A 19,323-nucleotide genomic window follows, 5' to 3' on the forward strand; every position below is an offset into this window, starting at 1 on the left:
CCTTAAGACCGTTTTTTCTCATCCTTTGCTTTGCCGTCTACCTTTTCTGCGTCCCAGAAAATTTCACTGAACACATCAGCTGCTGCATTGGATGCGTTTTTCAGTTCTTCCATATTATTATCCACACCGCCAAATTCTAATAGGAGGGCTTTGTCAGATAAATCTTGATTATAGATTCCATTATCACCAATTTCTCCTTTGGCAAACACACCGACACTAAGTCCTTTATATTTTTTCTCCATCAAATGGTGGAACTCTGTCGCCAGCTTTAAGTTTTTCTCATAGCTTTGATTCTTCTTCCCTACAACAAACGCGATTCTCGCATATTTCTTGCCTTTGATTTCTACTGTCGTATCTTTCTTTCTTCTTGAATCCCGGTGAATATCGATTAAGTAATCTAGGTCATCATTTTTAGCGAGAGCCTCTTTTACAACCAATCTGGATTCATTATATGATTGAGGATACTTCAACCCTTTTTTCAGCAGTCTTTTTTCAATTTCTGTTTTATCCACTGTGTTGCCGATTCCTTGCTGATCGAGCGCTTTACCAAACATCTCCCCGACAAGGGTGACGTTCACTTTTGAGTGGCGCGCATTGTTTGGGTTTGTTTCTCCTTTTAAAAATGGTAAATATGATTCCGTATTATGTGTGTGATAAATGTATACAGCTTTTCGTTTTCCTGTCGACTGGTCCGGCTCTTTTGCAGGCGTTTTCGGTTCATCTTCATCAAGCTTGTCCAGCTCAGCTAGATTTGCTTCTTTTTCATCTTTGATGACTTCACTTGGAGGCGGCGATTCCATTGGCATATTCGTATAGTCTGTACCTTCACCTGCTAGGATGATTTTTGTATCAAAATGTTCAAAGCCTGGCAGCTCTCTTCCTAGAAAACTGCGGGGGTCTTCTAAATTGATACTTGTGGCAAGTTTGAGTGACAGCCCGGAGAAATGAAATCCTTTTTGATCTTCAGGGACTGCTGAGGAAAAATATTGATTTTCCATCCCCATTAGAGTTGCAAAGAATGCCCCTGACAGCTCATCTGCCACACCATATAATGATGCTTGAGGCCTAAGCTCAGGTTTTAAAGACGTCAAAGCCCCTGACATGACAAACACAACCACCAGAGAGACAATAAACAAAAAAATACTCTTCACTACTTTTGTTCCATTAATCGCAACGACCAACTGTCGAGGACGGCGAGGTCTTTTTTTCATGATTTACTCCCTCCAGCACGCTTTCTAGTAATTACACTATGAGCGAGCTAGAGAAAGTAGAACTGTTTAATGATTATAGGAACCCATGTTGTCTTGAGAGATTTTTTGATGAAGTGCTGTATTTAACCCATTGGCGAGTACGTTCGCCATGTCATCAATGAATGTATCCACTTCCTTCGGTGTGACCATTAGATTTTGTCCAAGCGGTGCAAGCACCTCATGGATCAACTGTCTTTTTTCTTCTTCAGGAAGCGTTCCGACGATTCCTAAAAAGGATTGACGCGTTTCATCATCTGGTAAATCCTCTTCATTCAGCACTTTTTTCTTGCCAAATGTCAGACCCGCTGGTACTAAAGATCGGGAAGGTCTATCATCTTTCAGTTCTCTACCAAAATGCTTTAACACGTAATCAATCGTGTCACTTGCGATCGTGACTGCATCGACCACTGTCGGTACACCAATGGCAATGACTGGAATCCCCAAGGTCTCTTTGCTTAATTCTTTTCGTTTATTTCCGACACCCGATCCTGGATGTATACCTGTATCAGAAATTTGAATTGTCGTATTCACCCGTTCTACTGCACGTGCAGCTAGTGCATCGATGGCGATCACAAAATCTGGTTTAGATCGTTCAATGACACCTTGTATAATGTCACTTGTTTCTATACCAGTCAGTCCCATGACTCCAGGCGATAATGAAGACACTGGGCGATAGCCTTCCTGCACATTCTCAGGCTGTAATTCAAATAAGTGGCGTGTCACCAGCAAATTTTCAACTGTGAGCGGCCCTAAAGCATCCGGCGTGACATTCCAGTTTCCGAGTCCTACGACAAGACAGCTCGCATCCGCCTGAATGCCGTGATCTTTTAAAAACTGAGCAAAATGATGGGCAAAAACTTCGACCACTTTTTCTTGCATCTCAGAGTCTTTCTCACGAATTCCTTGCGCCTCAAGCGTCAAGTATGTCCCTGCCTTTTTTCCGGTCAACTCTTCTCCTTCTGTCGTAATCTCCACAGTGCGGATGCGGATGCCGTGCTCTTCCTTCTCTTTCTCAATAATTCCTTGAATACCGTCCTTTTTGACCACATTCGGATCGTTCTCTTGTTCTAGTATCTCTTTTGTTTCAACGGCCAAATCGGTCCGGATTTGATAAGCGCTTAAATCGAGTTTCTGTTTCTTCATGAAAAGGCTCCTTCCATCAAGTAATTAACAGTAGTCTTTCCATCTCTTTCAAGAAACATTCGAGCGCTTCATCAATGAAAAATACTTTACATTTATATTGCATTCTAAAGGTGTGTTTGATAGAATACAATTTGTTCTATTGTGAAGATTTAACCTTAAGACAATTGTGTTTAGGTTGTATCTTAGGAGGTGAAACACATGCCAAATATTAAATCAGCGATCAAACGTACAAAAACGAATAACGAACGCCGTGCACACAACGCAACAATCAAGTCTGCGATGCGTACTGCGATTAAACAAGTTGAAGTTTCTGTAGCTAACAACGATGCTGAGCAAGCAAAAGCTGCTCTTTCTTCTGCTGCAAAACGCATTGACAAAGCCGTTAAAACTGGTCTTGTACACAAAAACGCAGCTGCGCGTTACAAATCAAGACTTGCGAAACAAGTAAACGGACTTTCTGCATAATGATTGCAACGCCTCAGTGATGAGGCACCTGTTTAACTGTACGTCCGTCCTGAACGGCCGAGCCTAAGGACAGACTGGCAATTATACATCTAAACAAAAACGACCCTCTTTTGAGAAGGTCGTTTTTTTATGTTCAAGCCCCTAATAACCGAAGCAGGAACAATTCTAATAATAGCTGCTTGTCCTTTTTACCCGTTTTCATTTCATAATCAATCGTGGAGAGCTCTTTGACGATGTACTTTAGCTCTTCTTCTGAAAACAGTCTTGCTTGATCCATCGCGAGTTTGACCCGGAATGGGTGAACTTTCAGGTTTGACGCAATTTGTTTTTGCCCGTATCCCTGTTGAGCAAAGTACTTTGTCTGCAATATCAACCGAAATTGATTTGAAATGAGTGCCAATATTTTAATGGGTTCCTCATTTTGCTTTAGGAGATCATAAAACATTTGCATCGCTTCAGACCGGCGCCTGTTCACGATTTGGTTAATCAGTTCGAAAATATTCTGCTCCAAACTTCGTGCAACGAGCTGATTGACATCCGCCAGCTCAATTTCCTCTCGCTGCCCAATATATGTACTTAGCTTTCGAACCTCTTGAAAAAGTGAGGACAGGCTCCCGCCACATAACATGACAAGCTGTTCTGCCGCTTCAGCCGAGATTGTTTTTCCTTCTGTTTTTACTAATGTGATGGTGAAATCCGTTGTTTCTTTCGGATTTAACTCTTTCGCCTCAACCACAGCCGCTTTCTTTTTTAACAATTTGGTGATTTTCTTACGTTCGTCCAGTTTTTCATATGGGGCTAATAACACGAGAATCGTGTAGGGTGCTGGCTTTTCTAAATAAGCTTCTAATACAGAAAGCTGATGCTCGATCTTTTCTTTTTTCTTTTCTGCAGTGAGGAAATAAGGGTTTTTGATCACAACGAGACGCCGCTCTCCCATAAACGGAAATGTTTCTGCGTCCGTCACAGCCTGCTCAAGCGGCACCTCTTCCATATCGAAGACAGAGTAATTAAAATCCTTTGTTTCTTCGTCGACGACAGCTTGTCTCAATTTTGCAGCTGTCTCTTGAAGTAAATACGTTTCTTTTCCATATAAGCAATAAACGGGATGGATATCCCCTTTTTTTAAATTGTTCCATACTTCAAAGACCATTCGCTTAAATCCCTCTCTTTCACTTCCTCCTCTATCCTAAAGCGTGTAGAGACATTAGTAAAGAGGAAGCTGAAAGTGCCGCCTCCTCATTTATAGTAAACGTCTCACGTAAGCTCCCGGGTCAGCTTACAGTCAGACGATATTCACAAAATGATCATGAAAATGGAAAACGGTTACTTTACCTTCTAGCAATTCCAAATGAGTTCAAGTATACTAAAAATAGCCAGGAGGGATGAAAATGAATGAATTTGAAAAGAATGTTCAAAGCAAGCGGAATGATGTGACCGACTCAGCTGTTGGTTTTATCGTCACATTCGGATTTTTCGCCTCAATGTTTATTTTGGCAACAGTGATACACCTCGTTGGATCTTAACTACATGAATGCAAGATGACTGCCGTTTTGGCAGTTTTTTTATTGATTTTGTAAGATATCATATGGAGGATGAGCGTAAAATGTTCCATCCTCTTCAAGAAATTCATAGGTCACACTTCCATCGATATCTGTACGATACACCTTTGTTTGATGCTCATTTATTTTTTTCAAAACTTCTTGATGAGGATGGTGATACCGATTTCGTTCACCTGCTGAAATCAGTGCATATGACGGGTTCAAATGCTGAAGCCATTCTTCACTTGTTGATCCTTTACTCCCGTGATGCCCAACCTTCAAGACATCCGCTCGTAGCTTGGGGTAAGCTTGAATGATGTCTCGTTCCCCTTCTTGTTCAAGATCCCCAGTCAGCATAAAACGCTTGCCGCCAAGCGTAAAGGTGAGGACCAGTGAATCATTATTTTTACTCGTCACCTGGTCACGTGCGGGATGCAGAACGTCGAATTTTTGTCCTCCAATTCTCAGCTGATCTCCTCTTTCCAACTCATCTACAGGAATCCGTTGATCAGCCGCTTCCTTTAAAAGCTGCGCATCCTCTGGATTTCGAGCAAAGCCTTTTGGGATTGCAACGCGTTTGACTTTATTTCGCTTTATTAACCGCATCGCTTCTCCCATATGATCTTGATCTGCATGGGTAAGGATGAGGACATCAAGTTTTGCTATGCCTTTAGAATGCAGAAATGGAATAAGCGTTTGATCCCCAATTGTAGATACTTTACGTCTTTTTTTCCATGGCTCTTCTTCAAAAGAAAGTCTGCCTCCTGTATCGACTAATATATGCCCGGTTCGATAAGGTAACTGAATAAACAAACTATCCCCTTGTCCTACATCTAACATCGTGACCTCTCCTTTTTGAAGAAAATTCGGCGTGAAATAGTGTACAGACAGCACACAAACGAGAATCAAAATCGGCACAAGATAAGATTTGATAGAAGTTTTACATTCCATCACAATGAATAGAAAAACAATGGAGGACACCTCTAGGAGCACATGCCACCATGTCGATTTCATAAAAATGAGAGTAAGACTATCGTAAGCAGCCATGTGTGCAGACAATTGATGACTAAACTGGATCACCCAATCAAGCAGCTGAAACAGTGTTTGTCCAAGCGGAAGATAAATGATAGATAAAAGAAAAAAGAATAAGGACAGAGGCATGACAACCATTGTATAAAAAGGAACGAACATCATATTTAAAGGAACACTCAGCAAGGAAAATTGTTGAAAATAATATAAAAGAACAGGAAGCGAAGCAAGCTGTGCAATCAAGGAAATGAGGAATAACTGCATCACCGAACTTTTTGCTTTTGATAAAATACTAGTGGATAGCAAAATAAATAAGGTCACCACAAATGACAGTTGAAAACCGACATCAAATATATAAAGTGGTTGAATGGCTAATAAAAGCAAGAACGCTGCACTTAACACGACCGCAGAAGGCTGTTTCATTTCTTTTGGCAGGCTTGTGATGACTAAATAAATTCCAGCCATGAGACAGGCTCTTAACACAGACGGTGCAGCACCTGTTAAACTAGCATAAACCGGCAAAAAGGATAATAAAAGAATACGCGCTGTCTCTCTTGTCACGCCAGCGCGGAGTAGACACCAAAATAGACAAGCGAGCAATGTTTGAACATGAAGTCCTGAAATGGCTAATAAATGAATGATGCCAAGCATTTGATAATCTCTTAATGTATCAGGGTCTATTAAATCACGATCGCCAAAAATAAGTGCCTGCACAATCCCAACAGAATTCTTCGGAACGTGATCTTCTAGAAATTTCAACCCCTTCTGCCTAATAGATGAAAGGTCATGTGAAGGGCTGTCATGTTTCGTGCAGCTTTTCATAGACTGCGTTAAGAAAATAGCATCAATACCTTTTGTTTTTAGAAATTGATCATATTGAAAGCCATTCGGTATGGTTGCATGTTTAGGCAACCGCATCTCACCTGTCATATGACAGCTCATACCTGGCCCAACATCTTTTAGCTCTTCTTTTTCACGCTCCGTTTGAATCGTATAAAATGCCGCTAGTCGACGATTCTCTGATGAAACAGTCGCTGAAAAGCGATTGCCATCTATTTTCGGAATCGTTTCAATCACAACCGAGTGAGAAAATGCTTTTTCTTGCATGGGATGATCCGTTTCAAAAGACTGATGCACCATAAAAATGAGCATATAGATCGTTCCACACAAACTGACCATTAAAAAGAACTGGGGTATTTTTTTCAGCAGACTGAAAAGAAGACATACAAGAAGAAAAAGGAGAAAATATAAATGAAGATGATATGCGGCCAGAGCAATTCCAGCAGCTGCTGAAATCGCCCCGAACGGCAAATACTTAAACATAGGAAGTAAATAATTGATTCGCCTTTTCATGCATTTGACGAATTTCTGTTTCGCTACGTCCTGATTCACTTAGTTTGCCTATTAAATCCGCAACAAAGGCTAATTTTTCTTGGTTTTTTAAGTCAATAATCATCTCATCTAGTTCGACCTGTTCTGTTTGAACTCCGGCCTGTTCAAATAAATCAACAGCATATGGATGATTTTTATAATCCTTCGCATAATACACTGTTCGAATACCTGCTTGAATAATCGCTTTACAGCACTGCAAGCAAGGAAAATGCGTCACATATATTTCAGCATCAGCCGTTGGTGCACCAAATTTGGCACATTGTAAAATAGCGTTCATCTCCGCATGGATTGTACGAACGCAGTGATGATCTATCACATAGCATCCTACATCTGCACAATGCACGTCGCCGGCAATGGATCCATTATATCCACCTGCGATGATGCGCTTGTCTCTTACGATCGTTGCCCCAACAGCTAGCCGCTCACAGGTGCTTCGCAAAGCAAGCAAATGGCTTTGAGCCATAAAATATTGATTCCATGAAATTCTCTCCACGAGCTGATCCCTCCAGAATGATGGTTGGTATTAAGTGTACATGCCTTTCTTCTATACCGTCAATTCTACTTAACCGTCAGTTGATTTTTCAGCCGTTCAATGGTCTTCTCTCCAAAACCCGAAATATTCCGCAAATCTTCAATTTGCTGAAATTCTCCATGCTCTTCTCTATACGCAATGATGGCTTCCGCTTTGGCCGGGCCTATTCCGTTAATGGTCTGCAATTCCGCTGCATCAGCTTGATTGACATTCACCGCTTGACTCTGTTCATTTCCCGGCGGCGTATCAGCCGCTGCTGTTTGTCCCTGCTTGTCAGCCTCCCCCTTCTTTCGTACATAAATCATCATACTGTCCTCTAATTTTGCTGCTTGATTGATGTCAACTGTATCTGCCTTGCTCGTAAAACCACCTGCTCTTTTAATGGCTTCTTCAACTCTGTCCTCAGCCATCAATGCATAAACGCCCGGCTTCCGTACAGCTCCTTTGACCTCTACTACGATGGATGTTGGCTCTTTTTCTGCACTCTCTTGTTTTTCTTCTAATGTGACTTGCGTTTCATGTTGTTCTTTCAATACACCTGGCTCGGCGCTGCCTTTCTCTTTTCCTACTAAAAAGCAGAAACAGATGATGAGGATGACGAGGATAATGATTCCCGCTATCAGATAAAGACTGTATTTTTTCAACGAAATGAGCTGCTTCACTTGTTCACGCTTCTTTCAATCATATTTTCACGCTGCTTCACATACTGTTTAGAAGATAACAGATCCTATGCGTCTAAGGAGGGAGAACGTTTGAATATAGGGTTAATCGGTACAGGAAACATGGGTACCATACTTACTGAGGCATTTATTGAATCAAAAGCAGTCAATCCCTCATCCATCACCATTACAAATCGGACCATCGAAAAAGCGTTCAATATAAAAAAGAATCACCCAGAGGTCGAAGTGACGAAACAGCTTTCAGGAGCTGTAACGGATAAAGATTTCATCTTTGTTTGTGTCAAACCACTTGATATTTATCCGCTTTTAAAAGAGCTGAGCCCACTTTTAAAAGAACAGCAAACCATTGTCATCATTACAAGTCCGGTTCATCCTGAACAGCTTCAAGATATTGTTCCTTGTCAAACAGCCAGACTGATCCCAAGCATCACCAACCGCGCATTATCAGGCGCATCACTTTTAACATTTGGTTCATCATGCAATGTCACGACAAAAGCAGCGCTCAGACAACTCGCTTCCCGCATTTCAACACCAATCGAAATTCATCATTCAATCACACGGGCAGCCTCAGATATTGTCAGCTGCGGTCCTGCCTTTATTAGCTTTCTTGTTCAGAAAATGATTGAAGCCGCTGTTGAAGAAACAGATATTTCAAAAGAAGAAGCCACTACCTTATCAGAAGATATGCTTGTAGGACTTGGCCGTTTGATTGAAAAAAGGGTGTATACCCTGCCTACACTGCAAGAGAAGGTGTGTGTAAAAGGCGGCGTCACCGGCGAGGGCATTAAAGCACTTGAAGCAGGTGTTCAAGATATGTTCCATCAGCTTTTCCAGAACACTCATGACAAGTTCGATGAGGATGTAGAAGCGGTTGCGCATCAATACCCACCGAGTGTGTTTACTGATGATCTCAGAAATTAAACATCTTCGCAACAAGCGAAAAAAGGGTTTTAAAAAACCATCGTTCCATTAAACGATGGTTTTTGGTTTCTTCGCTGAAATAAAATATCTTTCTGCACATTCTTGAGGTGCTTCATTTGTAAAATCAGCGGTCACTTCAATCTGTTCAAAGCCAGCGGACTCAAGGAACGCTGCATATGTCTCAAAAGGAAATGTACGCTGTTCGTGCGTTTCATCATAACGCTCATACACGTCTCCGTCTTTTACAAAAAAGCTTAAATCATGAATGACTGAAAATGGATGATCTCCTTTATCACTCTGCCAAATGTAGCTGATTTCTTCATCTTGATCGGCATAAGTAGAGCCAGGAAATACCTCTTCCATTTTAAAAGGGGTATGAACATCAAACAATAAAACCCCACCTGTCTCTAAAAGCTGAAACATGTTTTTAAAGGTTTTTTTGACGTCATTTTCGTTTTTTAGATAATTCAAAGAATCACAGCAAATAACCGCTGCTTGAAAAGTTTGTTCAAACCCCTCAAGCTCTCTCATATCTTGATGTAAAAATTGAATAGACTGCTTATGAGCCTGTGCTTTTTGCTGCGCAAATGCCAGCATCTCTTCACTTAGGTCAATTCCTGTGACCATGTGGCCTTTTGCAGCTAACCGAAGAGAGATCTCTCCAGTTCCACAACCTACATCGATAATCGCACTATTTGGCTTGATATGCCGCTGTATCCACTGAACCCATTCATCATAAGGGGCATGTGTCATGAGCTCATCATACACACCTGCAAACCCTTGATAAATCATGAGTTAATGCCAAGCGAAAGCGTTTCTCTCGGCGCATCTCCCCAAAGCTTCTCTAAGTTATAGTATCCTCTTTCCTCTTTGTGGAACACATGAGCAATGACATCTCCTAAATCAATCAAGACCCATCTTGCTTCGTCAAAGCCCTCCATCTTTTTAACTTCGATGCCGCCTTCTTCTGCAAGGTGTTTCACTTCTCTTGCAATGGCCTGTACTTGTTTGTCAGAATTCCCGTGACAAATGAGAAAATAATCTGCAACAAGTGAGATCCCTTGCATATTCAGGGCAATAATGTCCTCTGCCCGTTTATCATCGCACGCTCCAGCTGCGATGTTTAAAATTGATGATGCATCCATCAAAATTCCTCCTTAGTTGTTCTTTTGCACAAGTGAGTTATAAGTAGCAAGTGTATCTGGGAAAACCGGCTGATTCTTTTTCATTAAAAAGCTGACGGTGTTTTTTAAAGATTGAATCAAGGCAAGGTCCAAATCCTGCTCTGCTAACTCTCTTACTTCCTCTACACCAGGAAAATGGCGTCCTGGCTCTATATAGTCGGCCACATAAATAACTTTTTCAAGCAATGTCATGTTCGGTCTGCCGGACGTATGGAATTCAATGGCTGTTAAAATATCTTGGTCGTCAATTCCAACTTCTTTTTTGACCAAATAGGCACCAACTGGGGCATGCCAAAGCTCAGGTGAATATTTAAGCAATAGAGGGTTCATCTGTTCTTGCTGGATGATGCCCTTCATTTCTTCTTTCGGTCTAAATTTAGCATAATCGTGGAAAATAGCCGCGACCTCTGCTTTTTTCACATCTGCACCAAAACGTTCAGCTAATGAAATGGCCGTCTCCATGACCCCAATTGTATGTGTATATCTATGCTCTGTTAACTGCTGTTTGACACAGTTTAAAGCTTCTTCACGATTCATATAAATGATGCTCCTTTATATAACACTCAACAGCTTTCGGAATCAAATAATCAACAGGTTTCCCCTGCTTCATTCGCTGCCTAATCAATGTCGATGATACATCAAAAGCCGGAACATCTGCAAACAAAAGAGGATACGCCGTACTTCCTTCATAACCTGGTCTTTTCATCCCAATAAAGGTGATCATCTGAAGCAAATCATCGATTCTATGCCATTTCGGCAAATACTCGACCATGTCCGCTCCAATCATAAAAAAGAACTCATCTTCAGGATGGCGCTTCTTTAACAGCTCAACCGTATCTACTGTATAAGATGGGCCCTCCCGCTCCATTTCAATAAGCTCAACTCGAAAATGAGGATTTGTCTGAATCGCTTTTTCCACCATTTTTACGCGGTGATGACTCTCTGCTCGTTTTCGGCCCGTTTTATGAGGGGGCTTGTGATTTGGGATAAACCAAATTTCATCAAGCCCTACTTGGAAACGCACCTCACTTGCCATCAGCAAATGCCCATTATGCGGGGGATCAAACGTACCGCCGAATAACCCTATTTTTTTCATATCATATCCACCTTTACGGCAGCTTAATTTGTTTATTTTCCTTTGATTCCTTATAAAGGACAATCACATTTCCGATCGTTTGAACGAGTTCAGCTTTTGCACCTTTTACAAGTGCTTTTGCAACCTCTGTTTTGTCCTCGTCGCAGTTTTGCAATACGCTGACTTTCAAAAGTTCTCTTGCTTCAAGCGCCTCGGAAATTTGCTTGACCATATTGTCATTTACCCCGCCTTTTCCAACTTGAAAAATAGGTGATAAATGATGTGCTTGCGCACGTAAAAAACGTTTTTGCTTACCTTTTAACATGGTGTTCCTCCTAATTTCTCTATGACAATTGACTTCATTTTTCGGGCGTCAGGTGTAATGCCCGTCCACAGTTCAAAGGCTCTTACCGCCTGACCAACAAACATGCCGACGCCATCGACTGTTTTCAAACCTAACCCGGCTGCTTCGCTTAGCAGCTTTGTTTCTATTGGATTATACACAATATCACAAACGACCGCTGTTTTTTTTGCGTTCGCTAAAGAAATTGGGGTTTCTTCAACATTCGGATACATACCAATCGAGGTCGTATGGATGATGACATCATATTCCCCAAGCCGCTCTTCTGCTGTATTTAATGCAATGGCACGAGATGTGATTTTCCCATCGGCACTTTCAATTAAAGCCTCAGCTTTTTCAATGGTGCGGTTGGCGATATCAAATTGTTTCGGTGCATACTCAGCAATTGTCGTGTAAATCGCTCTTGCTGCTCCACCAGCACCAAGCAGGAGAAATGACAGCTCTGATAGCGGCTGATCCAACGCTTCAAGCAATGAATGAAGAAAGCCTTCTCCATCTGTATTGTACCCAACGAGCTGATCTCCTTCGAGCCGCACCGTATTGACGGCACCAAGGCGTTCAGCTGTCACATCAATTTTGTCGAGGTACTTCATGATTTCTACCTTGTGCGGAACAGTGACGTTAATGCCGCTGATTCCTAACGCTTTCATGCCGCTAATCGCATCTTTCAGGTCATCATTTTCTACTTGAAAGCCATGATAATGTCCATCAATTCCAGCATCCTTTAATGCTGCATTATGAATATCCGGAGACATTGAGTGGCCAACAGGGTTACCGATTACTCCGTATAAAGGTTTCAAGGTCTCTCCCCCTCTGAACATTTAAATTAACGAACGTCTCATAAACACGTGCACGCCTTTTGGCGCATACACTTTGATTTGTTTTCCAGCATCATTCGCAGTCACCCAGCCCAATCCTGAAAAGACAATGTCCATTTTTGGCTGATCTATGGTGAAAGTGTGCGGAACGAGCGGCGGGAAATCTTCCATCCCCTCTTTTGATGGCGGTGAAAGCAGCTCACCTGCATGCTTTTCATATAAGTCATCTGCATTCTCCATCTTCGTTCTGTGAATGTTGAGTTCATTTGGCATGTAGCAGACAAAGGATGTTCTGCCGCCTTTTACATAATCAAATCGTGCCAGTCCGCCAAAGTAAAGCGTTTGAGCTTCATTTAACTGGAACGTTCTCGGTTTCAATTCTTTTTTCGGCGTTAAAATCTTTAAGTCATTTTTGCCGACATAGTGCGCCATTTGATGGCGGTTGATGATACCCGGTGTATCGAATAAAGCAGACCCGTCATCAAGCGGGATTTCAATCGCATCAAGTGTTGTCCCTGGGTATTGGGATGTGGTGATCACATTCTCTTCTCCAGACACCTCTTTGATAATGCGATTAATAAATGTTGATTTCCCAACATTTGTACAGCCGACAACATAGACATTTCTGCCCTCACGGTAATGATCAATTGCCTCCATGACCTCAGGCACACCTTGTCCTCTGCTCGCACTGATTAAAAACACATCGATCGGATTGAGCCCATTTTCTTTTGCTTCCCGCTTCATCCATTGAACAAGACGGTCTTTTTTCACGGATTTCGGTAAAATATCTACCTTGTTGCCGACAAGTAAAATGGGATTACCACCAACAATACGGCTCAGTCCATTAATCCAGCTTCCGTTAAAGTCAAAAATATCAACGACCTTGACGATCAGAGAATCAGTCTCGCCAATGCTGTGTAAAATATTTAAAAAGTCGTCTTCTGTTAAAGACACATCCTGAATTTCATTGTAGTTCTTTAACCTAAAACAGCGCTGACAGATCACATCTTCTTTCAATAGAGATGCTGCCGGCGCATATCCTAATTGATCTTTATCTTCCGTCTGAATGGCTACACCGCAGCCAATACAAACAACCTTTTCCATTATTACTCTTCCTCCCACTGAATGTGGCCCTTACGCTTTAAGGCTCCTAAAATTCTGCGTTCAATCTGCCTGTTAAACTTCGTGAAAAATCCGTCCGATGCCGCAACAGGTACAACCAAAATGGTATGGAAGCCATGCCTGTTTCCGCCAAGCACATCTGTCATAAGCTGATCGCCAATGACAACCACATCTTCTTTCTTCAATTGCATATCAGCGACGGCCTTATTAAAGGCTCTTCCCATCGGTTTTCTCGCTTTATAAATAAACGGGATATGAACCGGCTCAGAAAAAAGCTTGACCCTTTTTTCATTATTGTTCGATACAATCGTCACCTGTATCCCGTGATCTTTCATCTCTTGAAACCATTCAATTAAACGCGGGGTCGCACTTGGACGATCCCATTCTACTAGTGTGTTATCTAAATCCGTAATAATTCCTTTTACATTTCGTTCTTTTAGTTTTTGCGGCGAAATGTGGAAAATACTTTTCACAAATTCATCCGGTAAGAAATACTTCTTTAGCACAATTTGCACCCTTTCTTCCATTGGTTTTTCAGCGATTGTGTCGAATCAAATCACAATTTGTCTGTCTATCGAATACAATGAAAAAGTTTTCGACATATGATGAGGACCTTCAACAGGTGTGGATAATTTTACACACATTATCCACCTATATTTCATCATGCTTTCATTCAATTATAAACACTCTACCCACAAGTTATCCACTTAACCATGTGGATAACAGAACGATTGTTCTTGTTTCCCATTCATGGTAGATTAAAGGTACTTCAAAGACATTCGATCAACCTATGATGATATGTCTTTTCCTCAAGTTTTATGCCAACTTTTTCAGGGGAGGTGTTTTTCCCATCATATGGGTTTCTAGTATGAAAAAGCTGTCAGATGATTTACTTATAGAATCGTATTATAAAGCAAATGAAATGAACTTAAATCGCGACTTCATTGAATTAATTGAGACAGAAATGAAAAGACGTTCGCTCGGGCATATGCTCTCTGTTTCCTCTTAATTCCATATATCCAGGAACCATGCCTCCCGAGCACTCTCCTTTTTAAACTCAGGTGACTGATATTATATCACTTGCGCTATAGGCTTACTACTATTTTCCGTAAAAAACACCCCTTCTGATCAAAGAAGAGGTGTCTTATTTGCAAGGCTGTTCATTCCAAAACCATAACCCTCCACCTACGACCAAAATGACGACAAGGAACACAACAAGAAAAGCGTAACCGATTCCTGCTCCTTGAGCTGGATAAGGCGAACACGCAGGGTAAGGATAAGGACATCCCCACATATCAGTTACCTCCTTCTAGGAAGATATACTGTTAGACTATGCGAGATGGATCGTCTTGTTTAGGCAGATGGCCTGCTTTTAAAAATGTTTAATGACATCACGCTCTTTGATTTCGTTATAAATGATTCTTGCCCCTTTTGGTGTCATATGATTGCCAGAAGGGTCAATGAGGCCAGACTGAATCAAGGCGTTGTCACTATCTTCACCCGCTTCTCGGATGAACGCTTTCCAATTGTCGACAAGCGGCACCTGCTGTTTTTCAGCTACTTGTCTTGTGATGTCATTGTATGAGTTTTGCCAAGCTCTCGCCCCGCCTCTCTCAGCAAAATAAGATGACTTATATCTAGAATAATAATACAAGCCCTTTTTGCCTCCTTCGACTACAGGCACGCACGTCATGAGGATCGGGGTAATTCCCTCTTTCCTACTTTCAGAAATGAAGTAGGATAAGTTTTCCTTAAATCGTTTTTTGGTCACACGGGGATGTTTCCCGTCAAGAATCGCCGCATCATTTGTACCGAACATGATGAGGACGTAAGTTGGTTTTTGTTTTAAAATATCCTGCTCAAAGCGCAGCTTCGCATCTTCTGTTGTCTGCCCGCCAATTCCGGCATTGTGTACCTTGATTTGGCCGCGCTCGACGTTTTTCATGAGATTTACCCATTTTTCAGATGTTGGATAATCTCGAAAATCCCAGTTCGATCCTCTTGTGTTACTGTCACCAAATGCAATGACACTTTCCTGCGCCTGCTTCGAGCACCCAGCAGCAACACATAACAGGATGAAAAGGAAAACAAATTTCTTCACAACATTCACCTCCAAAAGCCCTCTTCATATAGTAAACGACAAGACTTTTGGTTTCAATGAATGACTGTTTCTTATTGTAATTGAACCGGCAGATAATCTCTGTCATGGTGCAGTAGTTCGCTTACTTTCACAAACTCATAGCCCCTTTTCTTTAGTTCAGGTACGACTTGTTTCAGCGCTTCTACCGTCTGCTTACGATTTCCACCGCCATCATGTAAAAGGATGATATCACCGCCCTGAATATTCTCAATAATACGGCTGGCAATTTTGTGAGCACCTGGCCTTGACCAGTCCTTCGGATCTTGCGTAAAGGACCACATCACGACATCGTATCCTTGCTTAGAAAGAATGCGGAATGACTTCATCGTCAAGCGCCCGCCCGGGGGACGAAATAATAAGGGTCCGCCCGGCTGGAGAGAAGCGATATGAGCCGCTGATTCTTTTAATTCTTGCTTGATTTCTTTCGATGACAAAAGGTCAAAATACGTATGGTTCATCGTGTGATTGCCAAGCTCATTTCCTTCGCTCACAATCCGCTCTGCGAGGAGGGGATATGCATGAATACGGCTTCCGATGACAAAAAAGCTGGCATTCACTTCATGCTCTCTTAGTACATCTAGTATTTGACTTGTGTATACCGGATGAGGCCCATCATCAAAGGTTAACGCAATCTTTTTCCGTTCCTCTCTCATGTCCCAAAAGGCTCGTCCCGTTTTTTCTAGGTCGATTCTTTTTAATGTACGCGCCTCTATGTTATCAGGAACAAAAGCGCATAATACCAATATACATAACAAGATATGCAATCCTTTCATCAGACCGCCTCCACAGAACATCATTACACATTAAATTGCCCGCTTTCTGATGAATTCATTCAAGTTTCGTGATCGTCTACGCTTCTTTTTCACATAAAAAAAGCCGGCCCATTAGGCCCGCTTTTTGTCTCACGTTTGGTTTCTCTCTTCAACTGTCGAACGTTGCTTAGAATTCATACAGACACTCTCCTTCTTGGATTTGATTTTGAGCCCATAGCAATTTTTGATAATACTGGTTGGACTTCTGGTATTGTTGAGAGGCTTCTAAGGCTGTCGCAATTTCTAGTGAGATATCCTCTATATAAGAGTATAGGCTAAGTTTTTCCAAATAATCAATGGTTTTTTGCAGTTGTTCTTCATTGATTTCCTGAACATATAAAGCATCCAGATACTCAAACATATGACAGAACAGCTGGTCTTCATGCTTCTTTGCGGCCAATTTCCCATCCTCTAATATGCGCCTTGCTTCAGTCTGCTCATTTTGTCTAAAAAGCAGCTTGGCCAGTGTATAAAGTGTATGAGGCAGCGTGGGAAGCAGCTCTTTTTTGGCGAGGTCAGCCGATTCGGTTAAATATCGTTCTGCTTCTTCTCGATAACCTAACTCCCCGTAACATTTCCCTAAATTATAGAGCGCTGAGCTATAAATGCGCGGGTGATCAATTTCGGATGCGAGTTGTTTCGCCTTTTTCAAGTGAGGCAGTGCTCGATCTTTACGTTTTAAATCTTGATAATTTCCTGAGATGACAAAGAGACACTGAATAATGCGAATGGAATATGCATCATGCTGATCGTATATTTCAAGCGCTTTTAAAATATGGTGCATGGAGACATGCGTTTGTTTCATTATATAGTAGGCTTCTGCTACTTTAAAATGAAACTCGGCCTGCTCAATATCATCAAATACCATAGACAGCTGTTTTTCTGCCATGCGATAATATTTGACGGCCTCCAAATATTCTTTTTGACTAAACTCATGCATGCCACGAAAAAATGCATGGTAATAATGCAGCATATCAGATAACTCATGATTGGAATTTTCGATTTTATCGACAAGGTTAGATACTGAGAAAGGTTGATATTTTGAAGGGTGTATATAGTCGAGCATAATTTGGTGCCGAAAACACATGAGCTGATAATAAATCAGTAAATGCTGGTCCTCTTCCATACGTTCAATTTCCGCTTCTACTTCTGCTTTCAAGATTTCCGCATCTGGAACACTGAACTGCCGTATCATTCGATACCATTCATTAATTTTCATACCGACATGTGAAGAAAGAACCTTCCCCATGTTCCGAAAAAACCCCTTCCTTTTCGGTCTAATATTACATATTTTAGCACGCTTCTAGACCGCCAAGCACCGCAAAGAAACCGCAAACATATGAGAGGGGCAGCAAAAACATACGCACAGAAGCACGTTTCTTTCAAATAAGATGATTTTTTCATCGTACAGACACAGACAATCCTTCCTTCACATACATTTGAGGATATAGGCAGCGGCCTAAACATGGTGGAGGTGAAAATCGTGGCAGGAGTATTTACAGCGATGGGATTGATGGTCAAAGAATTGGTGTTTTTAGTGTCCTATGTCAAAAACAATGCCTTTCCACAGCCCCTTTCGGGAGATGATGAAAAAAAATACTTAGCCCTTATGGCAGAGGGCGATGAACACGCAAGAAACATGCTGATTGAACATAACCTTCGGCTCGTCGCCCATATTGTCAAGAAATTTGAAAATACCGGGGAAGACGCTGAAGACCTCATCTCCATCGGGACGATCGGACTCATTAAAGCCATCGAAAGCTATTCCTCTGGAAAAGGAACAAAGCTGGCAACGTATGCTGCGCGGTGTATTGAGAACGAAATCCTGATGCATTTACGCGCACTCAAAAAAACAAAAAAGGACGTCTCTCTGCATGACCCCATCGGTCAGGATAAAGAAGGTAATGAAATTTCATTAATTGACGTCTTAAAATCAGAAAATGAAGACGTGATCGATACCATTCAGCTCAACATGGAGCTTGAAAAAGTAAAAGAATATATCGACATTCTCGACGGCCGGGAAAAAGAAGTCATCGTCGGCCGGTTCGGTTTGGACTTAAAGAAAGAGAAAACGCAGCGGGAAATAGCCAAGGAGCTCGGGATATCACGGAGTTATGTGTCTCGGATAGAGAAACGCGCACTGATGAAAATGTTTCATGAGTTTTACCGGGCGGAGAAGGAGAAACGGAAGCGGGAGAAGGGGAAGTGATTTGAAAGGTGTAAAGAACCCCTTCATTTTTGGGTGATAAAAAAACAGACCATATGAGGTCTGTTTTTTATTTTTTTCTAATCTAATATCTCTCTGTATTACTTATTAAAAATAGCTGTATTCTATTTAATCACCTAATGGGAGATCCTCTTTGTTGATTAAATATAACTTGTTATTATCTTGATATTTGCTAGGATAATGATCAATTAGATACTTCGTTAGGGTTTTCAGTTCAGCTATATCAATCATTTTTGATTCTATAGCATTTTCCCAAAGTGTATTCAATGTTTCATCATCTATTATCTCTAGCACTTGCGGAACAAATTTTTTATTTTCTCGTTTATACGCTTGATAAGCTGTATAAGAAACCGCATCTAATACTGAATACCAGCCATATTGTTTTTGTTCATCTTTTTCTTTATTTGCGAACTCGGCTACATCTATATAATCTTCACTATCTATGTAGTTACATAAATCATCTGCACTTAACTCTTTACCAGAAAGCCATTTCCAGCAATCTTCTAAAGCTTTTTCTCCTATGTGGTAACCATCATCTTCTTTATCTATGAATGCATACATTTTTTCGGCTATTGCTAAGCCTAGTGCTACTTTAGCTTCTTCACTAATGTCATTTATAAAATCCATTCTA

General features: G+C 41.3%; 24 protein-coding genes. 5 read left to right on the plus strand and 19 right to left on the minus strand.

Annotated features, from left to right (window positions below; all coding sequences use genetic code 11):
* Nucleotides 1–2 precede the first annotated feature (2 nt).
* Together KVT11_RS12475 and gpr are read right to left on the minus strand one after the other, a co-directional pair.
* Complete coding sequence (locus KVT11_RS12475) at nucleotides 3–1,211, minus strand: stage II sporulation protein P (protein ID WP_050827433.1); 1,209 nt, start codon at nucleotides 1,209–1,211, stop codon at nucleotides 3–5.
* Nucleotides 1,212–1,277: 66 nt separating this feature from the next.
* Complete coding sequence (gene gpr / locus KVT11_RS12480; protein ID WP_007501339.1) at nucleotides 1,278–2,393, minus strand: GPR endopeptidase; 1,116 nt, start codon at nucleotides 2,391–2,393, stop codon at nucleotides 1,278–1,280.
* A gap of 198 nt (nucleotides 2,394–2,591) precedes the next feature.
* Here gpr and rpsT point away from each other — a divergent pair, with 198 nt between their 5' ends.
* Nucleotides 2,592–2,858, plus strand: coding sequence for a 30S ribosomal protein S20 (gene rpsT / locus KVT11_RS12485; RefSeq protein ID WP_008342485.1), 267 nt, complete (start codon nucleotides 2,592–2,594; stop codon nucleotides 2,856–2,858).
* A 133-nt stretch (nucleotides 2,859–2,991) separates the two neighbouring features.
* On the opposite strand, the gene holA is transcribed toward rpsT, so the two are convergent.
* Nucleotides 2,992–4,011, minus strand: a complete 1,020-nt coding sequence (gene holA, locus KVT11_RS12490; protein ID WP_017358025.1) for a DNA polymerase III subunit delta — start codon at nucleotides 4,009–4,011, stop codon at nucleotides 2,992–2,994.
* A gap of 238 nt (nucleotides 4,012–4,249) precedes the next feature.
* Here holA and KVT11_RS12495 point away from each other — a divergent pair, with 238 nt between their 5' ends.
* Complete coding sequence (locus KVT11_RS12495; protein ID WP_008342491.1) at nucleotides 4,250–4,384, plus strand: YqzM family protein; 135 nt, start codon at nucleotides 4,250–4,252, stop codon at nucleotides 4,382–4,384.
* A 39-nt stretch (nucleotides 4,385–4,423) separates the two neighbouring features.
* Here the strand turns inward: KVT11_RS12495 and KVT11_RS12500 are convergent, their stop codons facing one another.
* From KVT11_RS12500 to KVT11_RS12510, 3 genes are all read right to left on the minus strand, one after another.
* Nucleotides 4,424–6,751 (minus strand): DNA internalization-related competence protein ComEC/Rec2, encoded by a 2,328-nt coding sequence (locus tag KVT11_RS12500; RefSeq protein ID WP_217609018.1) that lies wholly within the window; start codon nucleotides 6,749–6,751, stop codon nucleotides 4,424–4,426.
* Nucleotides 6,744–7,313, minus strand: a complete 570-nt coding sequence (locus KVT11_RS12505; RefSeq protein ID WP_008342495.1) for a ComE operon protein 2 — start codon at nucleotides 7,311–7,313, stop codon at nucleotides 6,744–6,746. The genes KVT11_RS12500 and KVT11_RS12505 overlap by 8 nt, the downstream gene beginning before the upstream one ends.
* Nucleotides 7,314–7,378: 65 nt before the next feature.
* Entirely contained in the window at nucleotides 7,379–8,014 is a 636-nt protein-coding gene (locus tag KVT11_RS12510) for a ComEA family DNA-binding protein (RefSeq protein WP_116307172.1), read from the minus strand.
* Nucleotides 8,015–8,104: 90 nt separating this feature from the next.
* Here KVT11_RS12510 and comER point away from each other — a divergent pair, with 90 nt between their 5' ends.
* A complete protein-coding gene (comER, locus tag KVT11_RS12515) occupies nucleotides 8,105–8,953 on the plus strand; it encodes a late competence protein ComER (protein ID WP_008342498.1) in 849 nt (282 codons plus the stop codon).
* Between the two features lie 48 nt (nucleotides 8,954–9,001).
* Here the strand turns inward: comER and KVT11_RS12520 are convergent, their stop codons facing one another.
* Genes KVT11_RS12520 through KVT11_RS12555 form a run of 8 tightly spaced genes read right to left on the minus strand, consistent with a single transcriptional unit; the run spans nucleotide 9,002 to nucleotide 14,019 of the window.
* Nucleotides 9,002–9,745 (minus strand): class I SAM-dependent DNA methyltransferase, encoded by a 744-nt coding sequence (locus KVT11_RS12520; RefSeq protein WP_007501350.1) that lies wholly within the window; start codon nucleotides 9,743–9,745, stop codon nucleotides 9,002–9,004.
* On the minus strand, nucleotides 9,742–10,098 hold the full coding sequence (gene rsfS / locus KVT11_RS12525) for a ribosome silencing factor (RefSeq protein ID WP_008342502.1): 357 nt from the start codon (nucleotides 10,096–10,098) through the stop codon (nucleotides 9,742–9,744). Before rsfS ends, KVT11_RS12520 begins: the two co-directional genes overlap by 4 nt.
* A 12-nt stretch (nucleotides 10,099–10,110) precedes the next feature.
* Nucleotides 10,111–10,674, minus strand: coding sequence for a bis(5'-nucleosyl)-tetraphosphatase (symmetrical) YqeK (gene yqeK / locus KVT11_RS12530; RefSeq protein WP_017358029.1), 564 nt, complete (start codon nucleotides 10,672–10,674; stop codon nucleotides 10,111–10,113).
* Nucleotides 10,664–11,233 carry a nicotinate-nucleotide adenylyltransferase gene (locus KVT11_RS12535; protein WP_008342505.1) on the minus strand — a complete coding sequence of 190 codons (570 nt, stop codon included), beginning with the start codon at nucleotides 11,231–11,233 and terminating at the stop codon, nucleotides 10,664–10,666. The genes yqeK and KVT11_RS12535 overlap by 11 nt, the downstream gene beginning before the upstream one ends.
* Before the next feature lie 13 nt (nucleotides 11,234–11,246).
* Complete coding sequence (gene yhbY, locus KVT11_RS12540; RefSeq protein WP_008342507.1) at nucleotides 11,247–11,537, minus strand: ribosome assembly RNA-binding protein YhbY; 291 nt, start codon at nucleotides 11,535–11,537, stop codon at nucleotides 11,247–11,249.
* Nucleotides 11,531–12,373, minus strand: a complete 843-nt coding sequence (gene aroE, locus KVT11_RS12545; RefSeq protein WP_008342509.1) for a shikimate dehydrogenase — start codon at nucleotides 12,371–12,373, stop codon at nucleotides 11,531–11,533. Before aroE ends, yhbY begins: the two co-directional genes overlap by 7 nt.
* Nucleotides 12,374–12,394: 21 nt before the next feature.
* On the minus strand, nucleotides 12,395–13,495 hold the full coding sequence (gene yqeH, locus KVT11_RS12550) for a ribosome biogenesis GTPase YqeH (RefSeq protein WP_007501357.1): 1,101 nt from the start codon (nucleotides 13,493–13,495) through the stop codon (nucleotides 12,395–12,397).
* Between the two features lie 2 nt (nucleotides 13,496–13,497).
* Nucleotides 13,498–14,019, minus strand: a complete 522-nt coding sequence (locus tag KVT11_RS12555; protein WP_008356191.1) for a YqeG family HAD IIIA-type phosphatase — start codon at nucleotides 14,017–14,019, stop codon at nucleotides 13,498–13,500.
* A 362-nt stretch (nucleotides 14,020–14,381) separates the two neighbouring features.
* On the opposite strand from KVT11_RS12555, the gene KVT11_RS12560 reads away from it, so the two are divergent.
* Nucleotides 14,382–14,522, plus strand: a complete 141-nt coding sequence (locus KVT11_RS12560; protein ID WP_003217327.1) for a sporulation histidine kinase inhibitor Sda — start codon at nucleotides 14,382–14,384, stop codon at nucleotides 14,520–14,522.
* A gap of 135 nt (nucleotides 14,523–14,657) precedes the next feature.
* Here KVT11_RS12560 and KVT11_RS12565 read toward each other — a convergent pair whose 3' ends face one another.
* The 4 genes from KVT11_RS12565 to KVT11_RS12580 all read right to left on the minus strand — a co-directional run bounded on the left by KVT11_RS12565 (nucleotide 14,658) and on the right by KVT11_RS12580 (nucleotide 17,714).
* On the minus strand, nucleotides 14,658–14,807 hold the full coding sequence (locus KVT11_RS12565) for a hypothetical protein (protein ID WP_003217499.1): 150 nt from the start codon (nucleotides 14,805–14,807) through the stop codon (nucleotides 14,658–14,660).
* 78 nt (nucleotides 14,808–14,885) lie between these two features.
* A complete protein-coding gene (locus tag KVT11_RS12570; RefSeq protein ID WP_223255643.1) occupies nucleotides 14,886–15,614 on the minus strand; it encodes an SGNH/GDSL hydrolase family protein in 729 nt (242 codons plus the stop codon).
* A 71-nt stretch (nucleotides 15,615–15,685) separates the two neighbouring features.
* On the minus strand, nucleotides 15,686–16,426 hold the full coding sequence (locus KVT11_RS12575) for a polysaccharide deacetylase family protein (RefSeq protein WP_116307177.1): 741 nt from the start codon (nucleotides 16,424–16,426) through the stop codon (nucleotides 15,686–15,688).
* Between the two features lie 166 nt (nucleotides 16,427–16,592).
* Nucleotides 16,593–17,714 carry a response regulator aspartate phosphatase gene (locus tag KVT11_RS12580; protein ID WP_060781208.1) on the minus strand — a complete coding sequence of 374 codons (1,122 nt, stop codon included), beginning with the start codon at nucleotides 17,712–17,714 and terminating at the stop codon, nucleotides 16,593–16,595.
* Between the two features lie 231 nt (nucleotides 17,715–17,945).
* Here KVT11_RS12580 and sigK point away from each other — a divergent pair, with 231 nt between their 5' ends.
* Nucleotides 17,946–18,674 (plus strand): RNA polymerase sporulation sigma factor SigK, encoded by a 729-nt coding sequence (gene sigK, locus KVT11_RS12585; protein ID WP_058014952.1) that lies wholly within the window; start codon nucleotides 17,946–17,948, stop codon nucleotides 18,672–18,674.
* 126 nt (nucleotides 18,675–18,800) lie between these two features.
* On the opposite strand, the gene KVT11_RS12590 is transcribed toward sigK, so the two are convergent.
* A complete protein-coding gene (locus KVT11_RS12590) occupies nucleotides 18,801–19,319 on the minus strand; it encodes an Imm6 family immunity protein (protein ID WP_047947377.1) in 519 nt (172 codons plus the stop codon).
* Between the last annotated feature and the right edge of the window lie 4 nt (nucleotides 19,320–19,323).

The organism is Bacillus sp. GbtcB10 (assembly GCF_019091365.1).
GTDB classification, from domain to species: Bacteria; Bacillota; Bacilli; order Bacillales; family Bacillaceae; genus Bacillus; species Bacillus altitudinis.